The following is a 21,486-nucleotide window of genomic DNA, read 5'->3' on the forward strand; positions in this document are numbered from 1 at the left end:
TCAGCCGATCCCGGGGATGAGTCGCACGAGCAGGTCGATCAGCCAGATCCCGGCGAACGGCGTCACGACGCCGCCCAGGCCGTAGATCAGCAGGTTGCGCCGCAGCAGCGCGGAGGCACTGGACGGCCGGTAGCGAACACCCTTGAGCGCCAACGGGATCAGCGCCACGATCACCAGGGCGTTGAAGATCACCGCGGAGAGGATCGCGGACTGCGGCGTGGCCAGGTGCATGATGTTGAGCTTGTCCAGCGCCGGGTAGATCGCCGCGAACATCGCGGGCAGGATCGCGAAGTACTTCGCCAGGTCGTTGGCGACGGAGAACGTCGTCAGCGCGCCCCGCGTGATCAGCAGCTGCTTGCCGATCTCCACGATCTCGATCAGCTTGGTGGGATCCGAGTCCAGATCCACCATGTTCCCGGCCTCCTTGGCCGCGGACGTCCCCGTGTTCATGGCCACGCCTACGTCGGACTGCGCGAGCGCGGGTGCGTCGTTCGTGCCGTCACCGGTCATCGCGACGAGCCGGCCGCCCTCCTGCTCCTTGCGGATCAGGGCCATCTTGTCCTCGGGCTTGGCCTCGGCGAGGAAGTCGTCGACGCCCGCCTCGGCCGCGATCGCCCTGGCGGTCAACGGGTTGTCGCCGGTCACCATGACCGTGCGGATGCCCATCGCGCGCAGCTCGGCGAAGCGTGCCTTCATGCCGGGCTTCACCACGTCCGACAGCCTGATGACCCCGAGCACCGCGTCGTTCTCGGCGACGACGAGCGGGGTGCCGCCGTCCGCGCTGATCTGGTCCACGATCTCGCGGGCCGTGTCGGTCAGCTCGAACGCGGACGCGGCGCCCTTGCGGATGCTCCGGCCGTCGAGGTCGATGCCGGACATGCGGGTCTGCGCCGTGAACGGCACGAACTCGCCGGTCTTCTCGTGGTCGGTGGCGGGTGCGCCGCCCGCGAGCGCGAGGATGCTGCGGCCTTCCGGGGTGTCGTCGGCGAGGCTCGCCAGCCGCGCGGCCGCCACCAGCTGCTCCTCCGACGTCGGGCCGACCGGGATGAACTCGGTCGCGCGCCGGTTGCCCCAGGTGATCGTGCCGGTCTTGTCCAGCAGCAACGTGTCGATGTCACCGGCCGCCTCGACGGCCTTGCCGGACGTCGCCAGCACGTTGCGCTGCACCAACCGGTCCATGCCCGCGATGCCGATCGCGCTGAGCAACGCGCCGATCGTCGTCGGGATCAGGCAGACCAGCAACGCGGTCAGCACGACCACCGACTGCTCGCCACCGGAGTAGATCGCGAACGGCTGCAACGCGACGACCGCGAGCATGAAGATGATCGTCAACGTGGACAGCAGGATCGTCAGCGCGATCTCGTTCGGCGTCTTCTGCCGTTCCGCGCCCTCGACCAACGCGATCATGCGGTCCACGAAGGACTCGCCGGGCTTCGTCGTGATCCGCACGACGATCCGGTCCGACAACACGGTCGTGCCACCCGTGACCGCACAACGGTCGCCGCCCGACTCGCGGATGACCGGCGCGGACTCGCCAGTGATCGCCGACTCGTCGACGGTCGCGATGCCCTCGACCACATCACCGTCGCCGGGGATCACCTCCCCCGCCTCGACCACGACCAGGTCACCGATCTTGAGCTCGGTGCCGGCCACGACGTCGCCGTTCACGAGCCGCGCGACGGCGTCCTTCTTGGTCTTGCGCAACGACTCGGCCTGCGCCTTGCCGCGGCCTTCCGCGACGGCCTCGGCGAGGTTCGCGAACAGGACCGTGAACCACAGCCACAGCGTGACGGCGATGGTGAAGACGCTGGGTTCGGTGACCGCGAAGACCGTGACCAGCACCGAGCCGACCCAGACGACGAACATGACGGGGTTGCGCAACTGGTGGCGCGGGTCGAACTTGCGCAGCGCGTCCGGGAAGGACTTCAGGAGCTGCTTGGGGTCGAAGACACCGGCGCCGACCTGGTGGCCCAGGTTCTCGGCGTGCCGGTCGCGGATCTCCTCCGGAGTCCGCTGAAGTGTGCCGGTCACAGCAATGCCTCCGCGATGGGACCGAGTGCGAGAGCGGGAACGAACGTGAGCGCGGCGACCAGCACGACGCTGGCCCCGAGCAGGGTGGCGAAGAGCGGCCCGGTCGTGGGCAGCGTGCCCGCCGTGACCGGCACCTTCTTCTGCGCGGCCAGCGATCCGGCGAGCGCGAGCACCGCGATGATCGGGATGAACCGGCCGAAGAGCATGCACAGGCCGAGCGACGACTGGAACCAGTCGCTGGTCACCGTGATGCCGCCGAACGCGCTGCCGTTGTTGTTGGAGGCAGACGCATAGGCGTAGAGGATTTCTGAGAGGCCGTGTTCGCCGGGGTTGTTCAGCGCCCCTTGCGTACTGGGCAGAATCGCCGCGATGCCGGCGCCGATCAGCAGCACGGTCGGCATAGCGAGGATGGACACCGCTGCGGCCGTGACTTCCTTGCGCCCCAGCTTCTTGCCGAGGTACTCGGGCGTGCGGCCGACCATCAATCCCGCCAGGAACATCGCGATGATCGCCATCACCAGGATGCTGTAGAGCCCCGTACCGACACCGCCGGGCGTCATCTCGCCGAACAGCATGTTCAGCAACGTGCCGCCACCGCCGAGGCCGGTGTAGCTGTCGTGCCACGAGTTGACCGCGCCGGTCGACGTGCCCGTGGTGGAGTTCGCGAAGAGCGCGCTGGCGGCGACGTCGAACCGGAGTTCCTTGCCCTCCAACGGCCTGATGCCGTTCGCCTCGGCCGCCCAGATGACGGCGAGCATCGCTCCCCAGATGGTGCCCATGACGCTCAGCAGCACGTACCCCTGCTTCTTCTGGCCGACCATCTGCCCGAACGTGCGGGTCAGCGCGACCGGGATCACCAGCAGCAGGAAGATCTCGACGAGGTTGCTCCACTCGTTCGGGTTCTCGAACGGGTGCGCGGAGTTCGCGTTGAGCACACCGCCACCGTTGGTGCCGAGCTCCTTGATGGCCTCCTGGCTGGCGACCGGCGCGTTCGCGATGGTCTGGCCGTCGACGTCCACACCGGACTTGAGGCTCATCGTGACGCCGAGCGCGATCAGGATGAGCGCGAAGACGAACGCCAGCGGCAGGAGGATCCTGATCGTGCCGCGGGTGAGGTCGACCCAGAAGTTGCCGAGCCGGTCGGTCTGGTGGCGCACGAAGCCGCGGATCAGTGCGACCGCAACAGCTAGCCCGACGGCGGCCGACACGAAGTTCTGCACCGTCAGGCCGATCATCTGGACCGTGTGGCCCATGACGGCTTCCGGCACGTACGACTGCCAGTTCGTGTTGGTGACGAAGCTGATCGCCGTGTTGAACGCCATGCCTTCCGGCACGTTGCCGCGGTCGAAGTCGAACGGTAAGACCGCCTGGATCCGCTGAAGCACGTAGAGGAAGACGATGCCCACGAAGCTGAAGCCCAGCACGCCGTACGCGTAGGTGCTCCACTTCTGCTCGGCGTTCGGGTCGATGCGGGCGAAGCGGTAGATCGCTCGTTCGAGGCGGGAGTGCTTTTGTGGTTCGGCTTCTTGGACGCGGAACACGCGTGCCATGTAGTCGCCCAGCGGGCGGTAGGCGACCGCCAGTGCTGCTACGAGGATGCCGACCTGGATGAGGCCGGCCACTAGGGGTGACATCAGAACTTCTCCGGCCGGACTAGTGCTACGAACAGGTAGACGATCAGCGCGAGGGCGAGGGTGCCCGCGATCGCGTTCGCTATCAGACCGGTGCTCACAGCTTCTCCAGTCCGCGCACGGTGAGTCCCAGGATTAGGAAACTCACGATCAGCAGCAACGCGTAGGCCAGGTCGGCCATGGCGCGCTCCCTTCCGACTTCAACGATGTGACCCTGACGCCGGTGAGCGTGCATCAGGGGAAGTCGCAGGTCAGCGCTGTCTGACGACACCTTGACACCGGGGGTGCGTTCCTTGACGGGATCTTGACGCGGTGGGATCTGGGTCTCACCCGGTTGGGCCGTGTCGGGTTACGCGACGTGATTTCGGCGTGCCCGTCGTCACCCGATGTGGGCTCTTCGGCCTGTCACCTTTGGGCAGGTGGTTGCGTTCGACGCAAAGACAACTGCGGACGAGCGTGGTCGAGTCATCGCCGCTGCGCGACGATAGAGATTGGGGCTTGACTTCGGGGCCCTTGCGAGGCGCTCATCGGCCGGAAAGGCCGGGCTCAAAAGCGCCCGGCCGAGCTCTCGAAGCTAGCACCTCGCACCCAAAGTCAAGCCCCAATCTCTGTGCAGCGTGGCTGGGTTTGTGCAGGTACGTCACGTCATTACCGGTTGCCGTGGTGCGCCCAGGAAGGACGCCTCGCCTTCGGCATTGCGTTGAGGCAAGGAAGCTCGGCTGCGCCATTGCCGTACGCGCGCTCAGACGGGCTCGCCTTCGGCATCGCATGCCCTCAAGCCATTACTACTTCGCCCCGGCCGCTGCCCTCAGCCGCCCACGTGGATGCCCGGCCTGCGTTCGGGGTCCGGTTCGCTCGCCCTGATGATCTCCCGCACCACCGGCGCCGTGTCGCCGCGACCGAGGAGCAGGTAGCGGAACAGGTGGCCCAGCGGGTTGCCCTCGCTCCACGCGAAGTGGCAGTGCGGGCGCACGCCCGTGCAGTCGCGCAGGGCCAGCAGGATCGCGGCGATGGCGTTGGGGGCGGCTGGGCTGTCGGCGCGCAGGATTCGGTGGCCGTCGACTTCCACGCCGCGCACCTGGAGCACCTCGCTGAAGTCCGACGGGTCCACCACGTCGATCTCCAGGAACAGCACGTCCGCGGTGCCGGGCACCGGGTTCATGCCGCGTTGTTCGGCCTCCTTCTCGGCGTATTCGGCGGCGTCGCCTGCCTGGCGGCGGTTGGCGATGATCGTCACGGCGCCGTCGTGGGCGAGCGTGTCGGCCACGAAGCGGCGGGCGGTCTCGTCCAGTTCGATGTGTTCTACACGCAGTTCGGTGGTTCGGGTCACGCGGGAGACCAACGAGATCGCGATGATGCCGAGGATGAAGAACAACGAGATCGTGAGGCCGTCGGGCTTCTCGATCACGTTCTCGACCAGGGCGTAAAGAAGGATGAGGGTCAGGACTACGAAGGCGATGGCTTTGCGTTGGCGGCGTTTGGCCGCCGAGATGGCCACGGCCACGGAGGCGGAGACCATCATGGCCAGGATGCCGGTGGCGTAGGCGCCTGCCTGTGCGTTGACGTCGGCGTTGAAGACGATCGTGACCAGGATGCAGATCACCGTGTAGACGATCACGACCGGTCGCACGGCGCGGGACCACTCCGGCGCCATGCCGTAGGACGGGAGGTAGCGCGGCACGATGTTGATCAGGCCCGCCATCGCCGAGGCACCGGCGAACCAGAGGATCAGGATGCTGCTGATGTCGTAGGCCGTGCCGACGCCCTCGCCGAGCAGTTCGTGGGCCAGGTAGGCGAGCGCGCGGCCGTTGGCCTCGCCGCCCGGCTTGAACTGCTCCGCCGGGATCAGGACGGTGGTGACGAAGCTGGTGGCGATCAGGTATACCGACATGATCAGCGCTGCCGCCGTCAGCAGTTTGCGGGTGTTGCGGACGCGGTCCGCCAGCCGTTCCTCGGCGGTCCCGCCTTTGGACGCCACCAGCGGCATCATGCTCACGCCGGTCTCGAAGCCCGACAGGCCCAGCACCAGCAACGGGAACGCGAGGATCGCCGGGCCCACCGCGCCGGTGATGCCGCCGCTCGCCGTCAGGGCGTCCAGCCACCGGTCGAGCACGACCGGTTCGGACAGGACCCGCGCGACGCCCGCTACCACCACCACGGCGTTCAGTGCCAGGAAGACCGCGACGAGGGGGATCGCCACCCCTACGGCCTCGCTGAAGCCGAGGAGGAAGACGCCGCCGAGCACGAGCAGCAGCACGACGGTCACCGTGACCTCGTGGCCGTGCAGAAAGCTTGGTGCTAAAGGGTTTTCCAGCAGGTGCACGGTCGCGTCCGCTGAGGACAGGGTGATCGTGATGATCCACGACGTGGCCACGAACCCCAGGAGCACGAGCACGAACAGCTTGCCGCGCCAGAACGGCAGCAGGTTCTCCAGCATCGCCACCGAGCCCTGGCCGTGCGGGCTCTCCTTCGCCACCCGCCGGTACATCGGCAGCATGCCCAGCAACGTCAGCGCCACGATCAGCAAGGTGGCGAGCGGCGACACGGCTCCGGCCGCGAGTGCCGCGATGGCGGGCAGGTAGGACAGCGTGGAGAAGTAGTCCACGCCGGTCAGGCACATCACCTTCCACCACGACTGCGGCGCCGCGTGCGCCTCGCCGCTCTCCGGGCCCACCACCGGCTGCACCCGGTGCTTCAACAGCCACCGTCCCAGCCCCGTCGCGGGGGCGGCCGGGCGCACCGGGCTGTCCACGCGTTCGGGTATGGCGAACTGCGCCGTTTCGGTCATGCCGGTGCCCCCGTGGTGATGTGCAGTCATTTGGGAACGAGTCAACTTCGCGTGAAGTCCGGCCCTCGTAAAGGCAGGAGGGGTCAGGCATCAAGATCGCGTAAAAACGGCCGCGGCGTTCAGGTGACACACGAAGGGCTAGCCATACAGGTACCGGACAGGTACGGTCCAGGTATGGACAAGCAGAGCCGCGGCCGATCGTCGCTCAAACGCCAGGAGGTCGCCGACCGGCTGCGCGAGGCGATCCACTCGGGCGAGCATCCGGCCGGCACACTGCTGCCCGGCGAGAACGAGCTGGCGCGGCGGTTCTCCGTCAGCCGCAGCACGATCCGCGGCGCGCTCGAAGGCCTCGCCCGCGACAACCTGATCGAGACCCAGACCGGGGTCGGCTCGTTCGTCACGTTCGACGGCCGGTCGCTCGACGAGTCGCCGAGCTGGGGCCTCGCGCTCGCGATGACCGGTGTCCACACCAGGGCCGAGATCGTGCGCGCGGAGCGGGTGGTCGATCCCGACCTCGCGGCCACGGTCGGTGCGGGTGCCATGGAGTTCCTGGCGCTAGACCGGATCCGCAGGCTCGTGGGTGACGGCACCGCCGTGTCGCTGGAACGCAGCCGGGTGCCCGCCGTCGGCGCGCTGCGCCACGTTCCCGAGCGCGGGCTCACCGACGACTCGCTGTCGGAGACCATGACCGCCTCGGGGCTGGTGCCGGCGCGCGGGGACCAGTGGATCGCGGTGGCGGCGCTGGGCGAGGCCGACGCGCGGCTGCTCGGGCGGGAGCCGGGCGAGATGTTCCTGCACACCACGCGGATCGCGCGGGACTCGGACGGGAACTTCGTCGAGAAGGTCGTGAGCTGGCTGGATCCCCAGCGGTTCCGGCTGCACGTGAGCTTCGGGGGCTGAGGTGAAGAGCAACGCGCTGGGTGCGTTCTGGGGACTGGCGCTCGGGGACGCGCTGGGGATGCCCACGCAGTCGATGTCCCGCGCCGAGATCCTCGCCGACTACGGGCCCATCACGGAACTGAAGGATGCCGGACCTCGGCAGCGGATCGCGCACGGCATGGTGGCGGGATCGATCACCGACGACACGGAGCAGGCCGTGCTGCTCGCCGAGCTGCTCGTCGAGAGCGACCGCGTCGTCGACCCGATCGAGCTGGCGCGGCGGTTGCTGGCGTGGGAGGACCGGATGCGCGAGCGCGGTTCGCTCGACCTGCTCGGTCCGTCCACGAAGGCGGCGCTCGCACGGCTGGAGGACGGCGTGCCGGCGGACGAGGCCGGCCGCAACGGCGCCACGAACGGCGCGGCCATGCGGATCACACCGGTCGGGATCGCCGCCGACGCCGCTTACCTGGAGTCCTTCGTGGACCTGGTCGCGCACACCAGCGCGCCCACGCACAACACGGGTCTGGGCATCGGGGCCGCTGCGGCCGTGGGTGCCGCGGTGAGCGCCGGGGTGGGCGGGGCGAGCCTGCCGGAAGCCGTCGAGGTCGCGATCGCGGCGGCCGACGAGGGCGGGCGGCGCGGGCACTGGGTGGCGGGCGGCACGATCGCTGCCCGGCTGCGCTGGGCACTCCCCTACCTCAAGTCGCTCGACGTCAACGCCCGGGAAGAGGCGTTGATCAACGTCGTCGGCACGTCCGTCGCCGCGCAGGAGTCCGTGGTCGCGGCGCTGGCCCTCGCGGCGCTGGCCGACGACCCGTGGGCCGCGCTCTGCCAGGCCGCGAGCCTGGGCGGGGACACCGACACCATCGCTGCCATGGCGGGCGCGGTTCTCGGTGCGGTGCACGGGAACGAGGTCTGGCCCGCCGATGCGATCACGACCGTCCGCAACGTCAACGAGCTCGACCTCGACCCGCTCGTGAGCCAGTTGCTCGACCTCCGCGAAAGGCCGCTGAACCGACCCTGAAGCGTTTCCACCACCGTCGTCTGGAGACAGCCATGTCCACCACCACCCGCGGCGCGCTGAGCGCCGTCGAGCAGCGCGGGATCGAGCCCGTGCCGAACGCCGACCGCAACGGCAACCCCCTGCAGCTGTTCTGGGTGTGGTTCGCCGCCAACATCTCCATCCTCGGCCTGCCGCTGGGCGCCACGCTCGTCGCGTTCCAGTTCCTCAACGTCTGGCAGGCGCTGATCGTCGCGGCAGTGGGCGCGGCGGGGTCGTTCGCGGTGGTCGGCGTCGTCTCGGTGGCCGGACGGCGGGGCGGCGCGCCGAGCATGACGTTGTCCCGCGCGGTCTTCGGCACGCGCGGCAACGCCGGGCCGACGCTGGTCGCCCTGGCGTCCCGCCTCGGCTGGGAGACGGTGAACACCACGACCGGCGCGTTCGTGCTGCTGTCGTTGTTCACGATCGCCTTCGGCACGGGCTCGGACGCCAAGTCGGTGCCGGTGCTCACGATCGTCGCGATCGCGATCTTCGAACTGTGCACGCTGCTCGTCTCCGGACTCGGGCACGCGGCGATCCTGGTCATCCAGAAGTGGGCGACGTGGATCTTCGGCGCGCTCAACGTCGTGGTGGGCGTCGTGCTGGTGGCCACAGTGGACTGGACCGCCGTCGCCGCCATGCCGGCGGGCCCGGTCACGGCGGTGCTGGCCGGCATCGGCGTGATCGCGGGCGGCACGGGCATCGGCTGGGCCAACGCGGGCGCCGACATGGCCCGCTACCAGAAGACCAGCGTCCGGGCGGGCCGGCTGATCAGCGCGAGCGCGGCCGGTGCCGGCATCCCGCTGGTGCTGCTGATCGGTCTGGGCGCCCTGCTCACGGCGGGCGACGACTCGCTGGCGTCCGCCTCCGACCCGGTCGCCGCGATCCGCGACCTGCTGCCGTCCTGGATGGCCGTGCCGTACCTGATCGCGGCGTTCGGCGGGCTGCTGCTGTCGAACCACCTGTCGGTCTACTCGGCCGGGCTGACCACGCTCACCCTCGGCGTCCGGGTGCCGCGGGTGTACGCGGTGGCGCTGGACGTGACCGTCACGTTCCTCGGCGCGATCTACTTCATGCTGCTGGCCGACAACTTCTACGGCCCGTTCATCGGCTTCATCTCGTTGCTGGCCATCCCGATCACGGCCTGGCTCGGCGTCTTCCTCGTCGACATGATCAAGCGCCGGCACTACGACCCGGCCGGGCTGCTCGACATGTCGCGGCAGGGCGTCTACTGGTACCGCGGCGGCGTCGAATGGCGGGCGACCACGGCGTGGGCCGTCGCCCTGGTCATCGGATACCTGTTGCTGGCCAACGGACTCAGCTCCATCGGCTGGATCGTCACGTTCGTCGTGGCCGCGGCGGGCTACTTCGCCCTGGGCGGTGCCCGTGACTGAGCCCAGGCTGATCTCGACCGGCAACGTGATCGTCGACCTCGTGCTGACCGTCGACCACCTGCCGGAACCGGGCGGCGACATCATCGCCTCGGGGTCGCGGACGACCGCGGGCGGCGGCCTCAACACCCTCGTCGCCGCCCAGCGCGCCGGGCTGCCCGTGGTGTTCGCGGGCCAGTACGGCACCGGCCCGATGGGCGACGTCGTGCGCGCCGCGCTGGCGGAGAGCGGCGCCCAGATCGTCCAAACAGGACTCGACGACGTGGACAGCGGCTACTGCGTCGCCCTGGTCGACGCGACCGCCGAACGCACGTTCGTCACCACCGTCGGCGCCGAAGCCATGCTGACGCGCGCGGACCTCGACCGCGTGCCCGTCACCGAGCACGACCTCGTGCACGTGTCCGGCTACAGCCTGGCCCACCCGGTCAACGCGGCCGCCCTGACCGGGTGGCTGCCCACCCTGCCCGCCGGCACGAAGGTGATCACCGACCCGTCCCCGCTGGTCGGCGACCTCGACCCGGCCGTCCTCGGCCCGGTCCTGCTCCACACCGACGTGCTGAGCGCCAACGCCCGCGAGGCCACGATCGCGACGGGCCTGGCCGGCGCCGAGGCCGCCGCGGCACTGGTGGACCGGATCCGCCCCGGCGGGCTCGTCGTGGTCAGGGACGGCGCGGCGGGCTGCTGGCTGGCAGGCGCCGGTCAGGAACCCCTGCGGGTACCGGGTTTCCCGGTGCACGCCGTCGACACCAACGGTGCCGGCGACGCGCACGCAGGGGTGCTCGCCGCAGGGCTCGCGGCCGGTCTGAGCGCTCCGAGGGCCGCCCGCCGGGCCAATGCGGCGGCCGCCATCGCCGTCACCCGCACCGGTCCGGCCACCAGCCCGACCAGCGCCGAGATCGACGCGTTCCTGCGCGCCTCCGGCGACGGTGGCGCGATCCTTCAAGACAGCAGGTAGCAGGCGGCCTAGCGTTGTCCCCGACCGGTTCGGAAGGGGGTGACGCGGGTGGACGAGTTCGCGAGCGGGGCCTTGGTGGCCGCCGTGCGGAAGTCGCTCGCCGGGCAGGGCATCCCTGTTCCAGCCCAGGACTCGACGGGCGCCGCGCTGGCACCGGGACAGAACGCGCTGGTGCCGCTCGGCACCAAGCGGGCGTTGCTGGCCGATGTCGCGCGGAAACACGGCCTGCTGCCGTTGCTGCGGGTCGGCCAGGTCCTGCCGACCCTGCCGCCCGACCCGGCCCTCTCCGCCCTCACCGCCGCCACCACACCCGGCGACCTGTTCGAACGCTGGAACCGCCTGGAACGCTTCGTCCACTCCCGACACCGCGTCGAAGTGCACGAGGTGTCCACGACCCACCTCGTAGCCGAACACGTCGGCCGAACCTCCCGACCCGAGCCCGCGGAAGACGCCGTGGTCCTCGGGGTGCTGGTGGCGTTGCTGACGATGATCGGCACTCAGGAGGTCGCGGTCACCCTCGAACCTCACGGGCAGAAGGTGTTCGCGGACAACCACTTCACCGCCCCGGCGGCCGACCACGGCACCGCTCTCTGGCGTTTCGGCTGGTCGTCCGTCCCCCTGCCTGCACCCGCCCGGCAGGACATCCGCGTCGACCACCTCGACCTGGCCGAGCGCGCCCACCAAGTCCTGTCCGCCGACCTCCCGGCCCGCTGGACCGTGCAGTGCCTCGCGGCACACCTCGGCCTGTCCCCGCGCACCCTCCAGCGCCGCCTTCAGCCGGACGGCGGCTTCGCTGCCGTGCTCGCGACCGCCCGTGCCGACGCCGCCGCGGACCTGCTGATGAACACCGCGCACCCGCTCGGCGTCGTGGGCTTCGCCTGCGGCTACACCGACCAGCCGCACCTCACCCGTGAGTTCCGGCGGCGCACCGCCATGACCCCGGCCGCGTACCGCACCGCGTTCGCCCGGCCGCCAGAGAACGAGGCCACCGCATGAACCTCCACGACACCACCGCTCTCGTCACGGGCGCGACCCGCGGCATCGGCCGTCACCTCACCCGGCACCTGATCGCCCACGGGGCGCGAGTGGTCGCCGTGGGACGGGACCAGGATCTGCTCGACGAACTGGCGGCCGAGCACGGCGAGGTCCACCCGTGGCAGGTGGACCTCGCCGACCCGGCCGCGGTCGACGCCTTCGTCACCGAAGTGGCACAACGACATCCGGGCCTGTCGGTGGTGGTCAACAACGCCGGCGTGCAGACCCTCACCGACTTCCTCGGCGACGACGACCCGGAAGCCCTGCGGCCCGTCCTCCGACGCGAGATCGCGATCAACTTCGACGCCGTCGTCGCACTGTCCACCGGCCTGCTGCCGCACCTCCGCCGGCATCCCGAGGCCGCCGTCGTGAACATCACCAGCGGCCTCGCCCTGGCGCCCAAGCGGTCGGCGCCGGTCTACTGCGCGACCAAAGCCGCCGTCCGCACGTTCAGCCGGGCACTGCGCTACCAGTGCCAGGACGCCGCGCCTCACGTCCGGGTGATCGACGCCGTGATGCCGTTGGTGGACACCGAGATGACGCGTGGACGCGGCCGCGACAAGATCAGCCCGGACCAGGCCGCGAGAGCGGTCGTCGACGGCATCGTCGCCGGCACCGACGAGATCCACGTCGGCAGAACCCGGCTGCTGCCACCACTTCTGCGACTCTCCCCCGCGCTCGCCCACCGCGTCCTGCGCGACAGCTGACCCGGTGGCGGCCCGGCCCTGCGCCCGGGCCGCCACCGGGGTTTCAGCGGAGGCCGACCGCGCGGATCACCGTCTGGGAGACGGTGTTGCCCGCGGAGTCGTCCCCGCTCACCCGCAGGGAGGCGAACCGCGCCTTCCGGGGTGCGTCGAAGCGGTACTGACCGCCGTGGTCCTGCAGCCGCGACCAGGTGGCGCCGTCGTCGTACGACACCTCGACCCGAGGCTTGCCCGGCTTGCCACCGCCCCCGACCCGCACGTCGGTCAGGCCGACCGACACCGCCGCCCGCTGCTCGACGGTGATGCCGAACCTCGCGTCCCGCGACACGGTGCCGTCGCCGTCCGCCTGGAGTCCATAACGGACCTGGAGCAACGGCAGCAGCTCCCGCGTCCCGGCCACCTTCGGCGCGGCCGAGTTGAACGACCACGTCGTGGTGGTGGCGGACGAGTACGGGCTGACCGTCGCGTCGCGCTTGTTCTCCACGACGAGGCGGTACCGCTGGGACTCGGCCTTGGCCAGGTCGGCGTACATGATCAGCCCGTTGGCGGAGCTGCCCAGTTTCTTGTCGCCCTGGTACAGGGTGGTCGTCTGCGAAGCGCGCGACCAGTCCTGCATCGACCCCGCGTGGTCGGCGTTGCCGTACCCGGGAACGTCCACGCGCAGCTGGTTGTCCGTGCGGGCCGGGCCGAGGTAGTTGTTGTTGAGGTACGGGCGCTGGACGGGCTTGAACCACTCGTCCTTGGTGACGCTGGTGGCCACGTACTTGCGGCGGACGCCCCACTCGTTCAGGACCCCGTCCGTGACCTCGTGGCCCCACCGGTTGTCGCCGTCGGTGCTGACCCAGTCCGTGCGGCGGGTGCCGATCGCGACCGGGACGTAGTTGCCGATGCCCCACTCGGTGTACGCCGGGTAGTCGTACCTCCACTCCTCACCGCGTCCGGCGGGTGAGGTGGCGGCGAAGGTCTCGTCGATGCGGGCGAGGGTCTTCTTCGTCGCCTCGACCACCATGTTCCTGGGCAGGTCGTTGTGCCAGGTGTGCACGAGGTCGTAGACGTACGACGGGACGGGGTGCGACTCGGCGCGCAGTTCCGCGCCCCTCTTCCCGGCCTGGGCGATGAGCTTCTCGCCCTCGTCGGTGCTGAGCATCGCGACGTCGATGGTGGTCGCACCGAAGGACAGGCGCTGACGGCCCTGCCTGTCGTTGGCCACGAGCAGCAGCTTCGCGCCGGCGTCGGCCGCGGCCTTGGCCAGTGCGGCCGGGGTGACCGCGTCCGTGCGGCGCACGACGACGGCGTTGCCCCACGCGTTGACGCCCTTGTAGTTCGTGCCGTCCCCGGCGAAGACGAGCCCGAGCGACCGCGACCCGTCGCTCAGCGGCGTGACGCCGGACTGCCGCAGGACGTCGGTGTAGTCGTCGCCGCGCACGGACACCGCCAGCGGAGGCTGTTCCTTGCGCCAGCGCGCGCCGAGCACGAAGTCGCCGTGCGTCACCTTCTCCTGCGGCTGGACCCACAGGCTGTCGACGGTGGCCGTGGCGAGCCCGAAGTCGTGCCAGCGGCCGTCCGGGTGCAGCATCCGGGAGTACTCGAGGCGCAGGTAGCTGGCCGTCGAGTCCTGCGGGGTCGTCTTGTCGACGAGCCGGACCTTGGTGGCGTCGAACGTGATCGTGGTGTCCTTGTCCAGTGTGAAGTCGGGATCACCGAGCAACGCGAGGCCCTGCGAGCTCGGCCCGTGTGCTCCGCGCACGCCCGTGATGCCGAGCGCCGAGTACTGGTCCTTCGGCAGGTAGAAGCTCGCGCTGCCGTCGACCGCGACGGGGATGGGGTTCGGGTCGCCCGCCCGCAGCATGATCACGAACAGGAAGCCGGGGGCGCCGGTGGCGTCCTTGACGTTCAGGGTGATCCTGTGGCTGAGCCCGCCCAGAGAGACGGCGGTGTGCGCGGCGAGCACGCCACCGGGTCCCTTGGCGAGGACCTGGCCGCTGAGACCGTCGGACGGAGCTCCCGGGATCTTCGGGTCGAGCGTCAGGGTGACCTTCGCGGTGCCGTGCGCGGGAACCGTGACGCGCTGCGCTGAGAGCGTGAAGACACCTTGCGGCACACCGGGTGCGTCGAGCGACAGGTCGAGGTCCACCGGTGCCGCGCCGAGGTTGGTGTAGGTCACCGGGCGCTGCACCGCGGCGGGCTCGTTCTGCCCGGCGTACGCGGTGGCCGTGGCGAACACCCCGGCGCTCGCGGCCGCCGCCACGTCCACGCGGCCGCTGCCGGCCTGGAACGCGGTGTAGGAGGGAGTCCGCTTGGTGGTGCTGGTCAGCAGGTCCTTCAGCTGTGCGCCGGTGAGTTCCGGGTGCTTCTGCGCGAGCAACGCGGCCGCGCCGACGACGTGCGGCGTGGCCATCGAGGTGCCGCTCATGGACTGGTAGTAGCCCTCGCCCGGCGCGTGCTGCGAGCGCGCGGCCGAGATCTCGACGCCGGGCGCGGAGATCTCCGGCTTGAGCGCGCCGTCGCCGACCCTCGGTCCCTGGTTGGAGAAGTAGGCGAGCTCGTCGCGCGAGTCCACCGCGCCGACGGTCAGCGCCGCGTCGGCGGCACCGGGCGCGCTGACACTGCCTGGCCCGCCCTCGTTGCCCGCCGCGATCACGAACAACGCGCCGGTCTGCGCGCTGAGCCGGTTCACCGCCTGCGACAACGGATCGGTGCCGTCGGACGGCCCCTGGTTGCCCAGGCTCATGTTGATGACCTTGGCGCGGGCCTCGACAGCCGCCCACTCCATGCCGGCGAGGACCTGGGAGTCGGTGCCGGAGCCGGCGTTCGACAGCACCTTGCCGATGTGCAGGCGGGCGTCCGGGGCGACGCCCTTCTCGGTGCCACCGGACGCGGCGCCGGTGCCCGCGATGGTGGACGCGACGTGCGTGCCGTGACCGTGGACGTCCGTGACGTCCTCGCCCTCGATGAAGCTGCGAGTGTCTACGATCCGGCCCGCGAGGTCGGGGTGGGTCGTGTCGACGCCGGTGTCGAGGACGGCGACGTCGACGCCCTGCCCGGTGTCACCACCGGCCCAGACCGCGGGCGCGCCGATCTGCGCGACCGACTCGGCGAGGTCCGGGTACACCTTGCCGTCGAGCCAGATCCGCTCGATGCCGTTCGTGAACGCGGGCTTGGCCGGAGCGAGCGATGACAACGTTGTCTGGTTGCTGGTGACCGACGCCCAGAAGTCCTTCGCGCGGTCGTGGTCCGCGGTGACGGCGGCCCCGCCGACGCTCGCGAGTGGACGGACCAGTTCGGCGCCGGCGGGCGCGGCGTTCGCTCGGAACCCCTGCTGGTCGACGTAGGAGACGATCAACGGGAGGTCGTCGCGGTGTGCGTCGTCGAAGCCGTCCGCGATCAGGTCGGTGACGTTGAACAGCCGCCGGTCGAGCTTGCCGCCGGCGATGTAGGACAACGCGGAGTTCGGGTAGACGTACACGTCTCCCGCCGACTCGAGGACCCGCGCGTCGACGGGTTCGCCGTCGGGGCCTTCGACCGAGACGGTCTGGCCGGAGGTGTTCACCTTCACGACGTCGCCGGTGATCAACGTGACGGTGCGGACGGGCTCGCCGGACCGTCCCGCCGGGACGGCCGGATCGGCGTGGGCCGGGGTGATCGGGATGAGCAGGGACGCGAGACACCCGGCCGTGACGACGGCCCGGCGCTTGCGGGAGGTTCTCACCGACGGAGTCCTCTCTGTACAAAGGGTGGCGGTGCTGCGACGCCTGGGTGGCCGAACAGTGCCAGTCGGCAACTGTCGGCCACAAGATGGTGGTTGGCCATTCACTGCCACCTGGCACAACCTGGACAATTCCTGTACGACTGTCGGATGGAACTCGCCGTACTGGGGTTGTCCGCCGACGAGGAACGGGTCTACGAAGCGCTTGTCGCACAACCCGGTTCGACCGCGGCGGCACTCTCCGACCACCTGTCGACGCCGGTGCAGCGCACCCTGACCGCACTAGCGGCGAAGCACCTGGTGAGCTGCAGCGGCCGCCCGTCCCGGTACGTGGCCGCGCCCCCGGACATCGCGATCAACCAGCTCGTGCAGCTGCGCGAACGGGAGCTGAGCGCCGCCCGCGCGAAGGTGCACTCGTTGTCCGAGGTCCACCGCAGCGCGCACCGGACGAGCCCCGAGCTCGTCATCGAGCAGCTGACCGACCGGGAGACGATCGCCGCGGCCGTCGCGCACCTGGAATCCGAGGCACGCCACCAGGTCCGCGTGTTCGACACCCCGCCGTACTACGAGAGCCCCGGCGGCGAGGGCGCCGCGCGGTTCACCCAGGAACAGATCACCCGGCACCAGAACGACGGCGTCACGCACCGCGTGATCTACAGCCTCGACGCGGTGAACTGGCCCCGAAAGCTCGAAACGGACATCCTCCCGGCCGTGCAGGGCGGCGAGCTGGCCCGCACGCGCCGCAGCCTGCCGATCAAGCTGATCATCCGGGACGACCAGGACGCCCTCATCCCGTTCGACCTCAGCCGCAGCGGCCTGCAGGTGGCCTACCTGGTCCGCCGCTCCCCGCTGCTGACCGCGCTGGAGGCGTTGTTCGAGGGCGAGTGGGCCCAGGCCGCACCTCTCGACGTGGCCGCGCCGGACCCCGGCAACAGCACGCTCCCGGACGACGAGACCAGGGCGCTGCTCACGATGATGATGGCCGGGCTGACCGACACGGCGATCGCCCGCGCGAACGGCTGGAGCACCCGGACCACGTACCGCCGGCTCCAGCGGTTGATGAACGAGCTCGGCGCGTCCTCCCGGTTCCAGGCGGGTTCCCTGGCGGAGCGCCGCGGCTGGTTGTGAGCCGTCAGGGCTGAGCGGTCAGCGGGAACGTCACGCCGGTGAGCCGTTCCGACGTCTCCCACAACCGCCGCGCCAGCACCGGGTCGCTGGCCGCCGCCGACCGCCCCACCAGCGTTGGGTGGCCGTGCAGCTCGAACCGCCCGTCCGGCCCGACGTAGCTCGCACCCGGCACGTCCTGCGTGGCCGCGTACAACGACGGCAGCGCGCCCTGCTGTTCGGTCTGCGCGAAGTGGCGCCCGACGAAGTTCGCGACCTTGACCAGGTAGGGGTTGCGGCCCTTGGTGCCCAGGTTGCTCGCCGTGTAGCCGGGGTGCGACGCCACCGCGAGCACCGGCGACCCCACCTCCCGCAGGCGGCGGTCCAGTTCGAGCGTGAACAGCAGGTTCGCGAGCTTGGAGCGGCCGTACGCCTTCGGCGGCGTGTAGCGGGCGAGGTCCAGGTCGTCGAGGTCGAGCACGCCCACCTTGTGCGCGCCGGAGGCCACCGTCACCACCCGGCCGGTGATCGACGGCAGCAGGAGGTTGGTCAGCGCGAAGTGGCCGAGGTGGTTGGTGCCGAACTGGAGCTCGAACCCGTCCGCCGTGCGGCTGAACGGCGTCATCGCCACACCGGCGTTGTTGACCAGGACGTCGATCTCGCCCTGCCAGCCGTCGGCGAACGCGCGCACCGACGCCAGGTTCGCCAGGTCCAGCTGCCGCACCTCGGTGGTGCCGGACAGCCCGGCCGCCACCCGCTCACCGGCCGCGACATCGCGCACCGCCAGCACCGTGCGCGCCCCGGCCGCGGCGAAGGCCGTCACGGTGCCCCTGCCCACACCGCTGGCGGCCCCTGTCACCACGACCGTGCGCCCGGTCAGGTCGGGAAGATCCGCGGCGGCCCACCGGTGCGTCGTCATGATCGCAGTCTAGGCAGAGGCCCCTGTCGAAACGGGCCCCGCCCGATCGACGCAGTGGTGAGACCAACGTCCCGGAGGAACCATGGCACTCGTCATCTGCGACATGTCGATCTCGCTCGACGGCTACGTCACCGGCCCGAACGCGAGCCGCACCACCCCGTTCGGCGACGGCGCCGGCGGCCTGCACGACTGGATGTTCGAGAAACCCACCGACTCCGACCGCCAGTACCTGGAGGACGCCATCGCGCAGTGCGGCGCGATCGTGATGGGCCGCACGTCGTTCGACAAGACCGTGAACGAGTGGGGTCCCGGCGGCCCGCTGGCCAGCGCGCGCAGCTTCGTGGTCACCCACCACGCGCCCGAGGGCCACGCGGACTACACCTTCGTCGCCGACGGGGTTGCGAGCGCGATCGGGCAGGCACGGGAGGCCGCGGGCGACAAGTGGGTCGGCCTGCACGGCGCCACCGTCATGCAGCAGGCGCTGCCGCTCGGCCTGGTCGACGAGATCTACGTGCATGTGGTGCCGCTGCTGCTCGGGGGCGGCACGCCGTTGTTCGCCTCTCTCGGGTCCGCGATCCGGTTGGAGCGCATGCCGACACCGCACTCCCCCGCCGTCGACCACCTGCGCTTCCGGGTCGTGAACCAGGCCGGGTGACCTAACTCATTTGACGGAGTGAGCGCTCACTCCGCATCATGGGCGCATGACACCAGCACCCGAGACCCGGCGTCGAGCGCCGGGCATGAGCGTCGAAGAGCGGCGCGCCATGATCGTGCACGCGGTGCTGCCGCTCCTGATCGAGCACGGCGCCAACGTCACGAGCAGCCAGATCGCCCGTGCCGCCGGCATCGGCGAAGGCACCATCTTCCGCGCCTTCAAGGACAAGGACGAGCTGCTCGACGCCTGCACGGCCGAGGCTCTCAAGCCCGACCACGTGCTCGACGCGATCGCCGAGATCCCCGTCGGCCAGCCGTTGGAGGACCGGCTCGTCGAGGCCGCCGAAGCACTCGGCGCGCACCTCGAACGCATGGGGGCGCTGATGAGCGCCCTGCACGCGTCCGGCCGCGTCAAACACCGCGATCCCGGCAGCCCGCGCAGGGGTGGCCGCCGCGAGTCGATGGCCGCCATCCGCGGCGCGATGGTCGAGTTGTTCGACCCCGAGAAGGACCGGCTGCGGCTGCCACCCGAGCAGCTCGCCGGTCTGTTCCTGACCCTTCTGTTCGGCGGCCGCAGGCTGGCGTCGGACGTCGAAGCGCCCACCACGCGCCAGGTGGTCGACTTCTTCCTGCACGGCGCTGTGGAGGCTGAATGATCCCGGGCGGAGGAATGGAGTTCGCGCTCGGACGGCGCAACCGCCGCCGGCGCGCGTCGACGGTGCCGGACAGCGGGCTCACCGGGCCCGTCGACATCCCGGAACCGACTCAGGACGACGAACCGAAGGACCTGCGCTCGCGGTTCAAGCGCGTGCGGACATCCGTGGCGGGCACGGTGCGCGGCCTGCCGAAGGTCGCGCGGCTGACCTGGCAGGCCAGCCCGACCCTGACGATCGTGCTGGCGCTGATCACGTTGCTGGCAGGACTTCTGCCGACCGTGACCGCGTACATCGCCAAGCTGTTGCTGGACTCCGTCGTCGCGGCGATCCAGGGCACCGGCACGACCCGCGACATCGTGAACGTCGCGTTGTTCCAGTTCGGCGTGCTCGCCGCGACCGCCGTCAGCAGCGCGTTGACGTCGATCGCGCAGTCGCTGCTGCAGGAGCGCATGACGCTGACGATCCGCCATCGCGTGATGGCGCACGCCAGCGACCTGCACCTCGCCTACTTCGAGGGCTCGACGTCGTACGACATGCTGCGCCAGGCCGCGCAGGAGGCGCCGACGCGTCCGCTCGCGATGATGAACTCCGCGCTGGGACTGCTGCGCACGCTGATCACGTTCAGCAGCATGATCGCGCTGCTCGTCGCGATCAGCCCGCTGCTGGCCCTCGTCGCGTTGCTGGCGCCGATCCCGGCGTTCATCTCGCAGTCGAAGTACGGCTCCCGCGCGTTCTGGCTGACGTTCATGATGTCGCCGATCAAGCGGCGCATGGACTACCTGTCCTCTTTGGTCACGACGGACACGTACGCCAAGGAGACCAAGCTCTTCGGGCTCGGCCCGTACTTCGTCGACCGGTTCCGCCGGCTCGGCACCGTGGCCTACGAACGCTCGCGGAAGCTGACCGTCAACCGCAACATCAGCTCGACGTCCTGGGGCCTGCTCAGCACGGCCGCGGGCTCGGCGATCACGCTCTACATCGCACTCGAAGCGGTGGGCGGCCGCCTGACCCTGGGAGACCTGGCGCTGTACACGGCCGCCGCGGCCTCGGTGCAGGCGTCGGTGTCGGGCCTGTTCACGGCGTTCTCGGGGATGTACGAGAACAACCTCTACCTCGACACGCTGTACAAGTTCCTGGACACCAAGCCGGAGATCACCGCACCCGCCGAGCCGCGCCCGATGCCGTCCACAGTGGAGGGACACATCGAGTTCGACGGGGTGACCTTCAGCTACCCCGGCGCCGCGGAACCGGCGCTGGACCACGTGAGCTTCGAGATCCGCCCCGGCGAGACCGTGGCAGTCGTGGGCCGCAACGGCGCGGGCAAGTCGACGTTGTTCAAGCTCCTCTGCCGCCTCTACGACCCGACCGGCGGCCGCATCCTGCTCGACGGCGTGGACATCCGCGAGTACGACCCGGTCGCGCTGCGCACCCGGATCAGCGCGATGTTCCAGGACTACGTGACGTACCAGGGCACAGCAGCCGAGAACATCGGCCTGGGCGACCTGACCCGGCTGGAAGACCGGCCGCACATCGAGGACTCGGCCCGCCGCGCCGGCGCCGACGAACGGATCGAACGACTCCCCCGCGGCTACGACAGCCCGCTCGGCCGCTGGTTCGACCAGGGCGTGAGCCTGTCCGGCGGCGAGTGGCAGAAGATCGCGCTGGCCAGGGCGTTCCAGCGGGAGGCGCCGATCCTGATCCTCGACGAACCGACGTCCGCACTCGACGCGCAGGCCGAGCACGACCTGTTCGCCCGGCTGCGCGAGCTGTCGGAGGGCCGGACGACGCTGTACATCTCGCACCGGTTCTCGACCGTGCGGCAGGCCGAACGCATCCTGCTGCTGGAGCACGGGAAGGTCGCCGAGTACGGGACGCACGAGGAGCTGATGGCGGCCAAGGCCGGGTACGCCGACCTGTTCACGCTGCAGGCGCAGGCCTACCTGGACGAGGTGCCCGGCTGACCTGGTGACCGTCCGATGGTGCCGTCACACCAT

The 21,486-nt window shown here is 70.3% G+C and carries 16 protein-coding genes; 10 read left to right on the top strand and 6 right to left on the bottom strand.

Features of this window, described 5'->3' with window-relative positions:
- The 4 genes from kdpB to ACFWNN_RS22815 all read right to left on the bottom strand — a co-directional run bounded on the left by kdpB (window position 1) and on the right by ACFWNN_RS22815 (window position 6,450).
- Complete coding sequence (gene kdpB / locus ACFWNN_RS22800) at window positions 1–2,031, bottom strand: potassium-transporting ATPase subunit KdpB (protein WP_382441932.1); 2,031 nt, start codon at window positions 2,029–2,031, stop codon at window positions 1–3.
- Window positions 2,028–3,665, bottom strand: coding sequence for a potassium-transporting ATPase subunit KdpA (gene kdpA, locus ACFWNN_RS22805; RefSeq protein WP_382441933.1), 1,638 nt, complete (start codon window positions 3,663–3,665; stop codon window positions 2,028–2,030). The genes kdpB and kdpA overlap by 4 nt, the downstream gene beginning before the upstream one ends.
- Window positions 3,665–3,763, bottom strand: a complete 99-nt coding sequence (kdpF, locus tag ACFWNN_RS22810) for a K(+)-transporting ATPase subunit F (RefSeq protein ID WP_382441934.1) — start codon at window positions 3,761–3,763, stop codon at window positions 3,665–3,667. Before kdpF ends, kdpA begins: the two co-directional genes overlap by 1 nt.
- 707 nt (window positions 3,764–4,470) lie before the next feature.
- Window positions 4,471–6,450: an amino acid transporter gene (locus ACFWNN_RS22815; protein WP_382441935.1), complete on the bottom strand. Its 1,980-nt coding sequence runs from the start codon at window positions 6,448–6,450 to the stop codon at window positions 4,471–4,473.
- Between the two features lie 174 nt (window positions 6,451–6,624).
- On the opposite strand from ACFWNN_RS22815, the gene ACFWNN_RS22820 reads away from it, so the two are divergent.
- From ACFWNN_RS22820 to ACFWNN_RS22845, 6 genes are read left to right on the top strand one after another with little or no spacing between them, the layout of a single operon-like run.
- A complete protein-coding gene (locus tag ACFWNN_RS22820; protein WP_382441936.1) occupies window positions 6,625–7,350 on the top strand; it encodes a GntR family transcriptional regulator in 726 nt (241 codons plus the stop codon).
- Window position 7,351: 1 nt separating this feature from the next.
- Entirely contained in the window at window positions 7,352–8,353 is a 1,002-nt protein-coding gene (locus ACFWNN_RS22825) for an ADP-ribosylglycohydrolase family protein (RefSeq protein ID WP_382441937.1), read from the top strand.
- A gap of 32 nt (window positions 8,354–8,385) precedes the next feature.
- Window positions 8,386–9,762 carry a purine-cytosine permease family protein gene (locus ACFWNN_RS22830; RefSeq protein WP_382441938.1) on the top strand — a complete coding sequence of 459 codons (1,377 nt, stop codon included), beginning with the start codon at window positions 8,386–8,388 and terminating at the stop codon, window positions 9,760–9,762.
- Entirely contained in the window at window positions 9,755–10,714 is a 960-nt protein-coding gene (locus ACFWNN_RS22835; RefSeq protein ID WP_382441939.1) for a PfkB family carbohydrate kinase, read from the top strand. The genes ACFWNN_RS22830 and ACFWNN_RS22835 overlap by 8 nt, the downstream gene beginning before the upstream one ends.
- Window positions 10,715–10,762: 48 nt before the next feature.
- Window positions 10,763–11,710, top strand: coding sequence for a helix-turn-helix transcriptional regulator (locus ACFWNN_RS22840; RefSeq protein WP_382441940.1), 948 nt, complete (start codon window positions 10,763–10,765; stop codon window positions 11,708–11,710).
- Window positions 11,707–12,456, top strand: coding sequence for an SDR family oxidoreductase (locus tag ACFWNN_RS22845; protein ID WP_382441941.1), 750 nt, complete (start codon window positions 11,707–11,709; stop codon window positions 12,454–12,456). The genes ACFWNN_RS22840 and ACFWNN_RS22845 overlap by 4 nt, the downstream gene beginning before the upstream one ends.
- Window positions 12,457–12,499: 43 nt before the next feature.
- On the opposite strand, the gene ACFWNN_RS22850 is transcribed toward ACFWNN_RS22845, so the two are convergent.
- Complete coding sequence (locus ACFWNN_RS22850; protein WP_382441942.1) at window positions 12,500–16,162, bottom strand: S8 family serine peptidase; 3,663 nt, start codon at window positions 16,160–16,162, stop codon at window positions 12,500–12,502.
- A 147-nt stretch (window positions 16,163–16,309) separates the two neighbouring features.
- Here ACFWNN_RS22850 and ACFWNN_RS22855 point away from each other — a divergent pair, with 147 nt between their 5' ends.
- Window positions 16,310–17,287, top strand: a complete 978-nt coding sequence (locus tag ACFWNN_RS22855; RefSeq protein ID WP_382441943.1) for a helix-turn-helix domain-containing protein — start codon at window positions 16,310–16,312, stop codon at window positions 17,285–17,287.
- Between the two features lie 4 nt (window positions 17,288–17,291).
- Here ACFWNN_RS22855 and ACFWNN_RS22860 read toward each other — a convergent pair whose 3' ends face one another.
- The gene (locus ACFWNN_RS22860; RefSeq protein WP_382441944.1) at window positions 17,292–18,182 is read right to left on the bottom strand and encodes an oxidoreductase; all 891 of its coding nucleotides are present in this window, start codon (window positions 18,180–18,182) and stop codon (window positions 17,292–17,294) included.
- Between the two features lie 82 nt (window positions 18,183–18,264).
- Between ACFWNN_RS22860 and ACFWNN_RS22865 the strand changes: the two genes are divergently transcribed.
- From ACFWNN_RS22865 to ACFWNN_RS22875, 3 genes are all read left to right on the top strand, one after another.
- Window positions 18,265–18,837 carry a dihydrofolate reductase family protein gene (locus tag ACFWNN_RS22865; protein WP_382441945.1) on the top strand — a complete coding sequence of 191 codons (573 nt, stop codon included), beginning with the start codon at window positions 18,265–18,267 and terminating at the stop codon, window positions 18,835–18,837.
- 85 nt (window positions 18,838–18,922) lie between these two features.
- A complete protein-coding gene (locus ACFWNN_RS22870; protein WP_382441984.1) occupies window positions 18,923–19,492 on the top strand; it encodes a TetR/AcrR family transcriptional regulator in 570 nt (189 codons plus the stop codon).
- A gap of 14 nt (window positions 19,493–19,506) precedes the next feature.
- Window positions 19,507–21,453: an ABC transporter ATP-binding protein gene (locus ACFWNN_RS22875; protein WP_382441985.1), complete on the top strand. Its 1,947-nt coding sequence runs from the start codon at window positions 19,507–19,509 to the stop codon at window positions 21,451–21,453.
- The last annotated feature ends 33 nt before the right edge of the window (window positions 21,454–21,486 follow it).

This window comes from Lentzea sp. NPDC058450 (assembly GCF_042721395.1).
GTDB lineage: Bacteria > Actinomycetota > Actinomycetes > Mycobacteriales > Pseudonocardiaceae > Lentzea.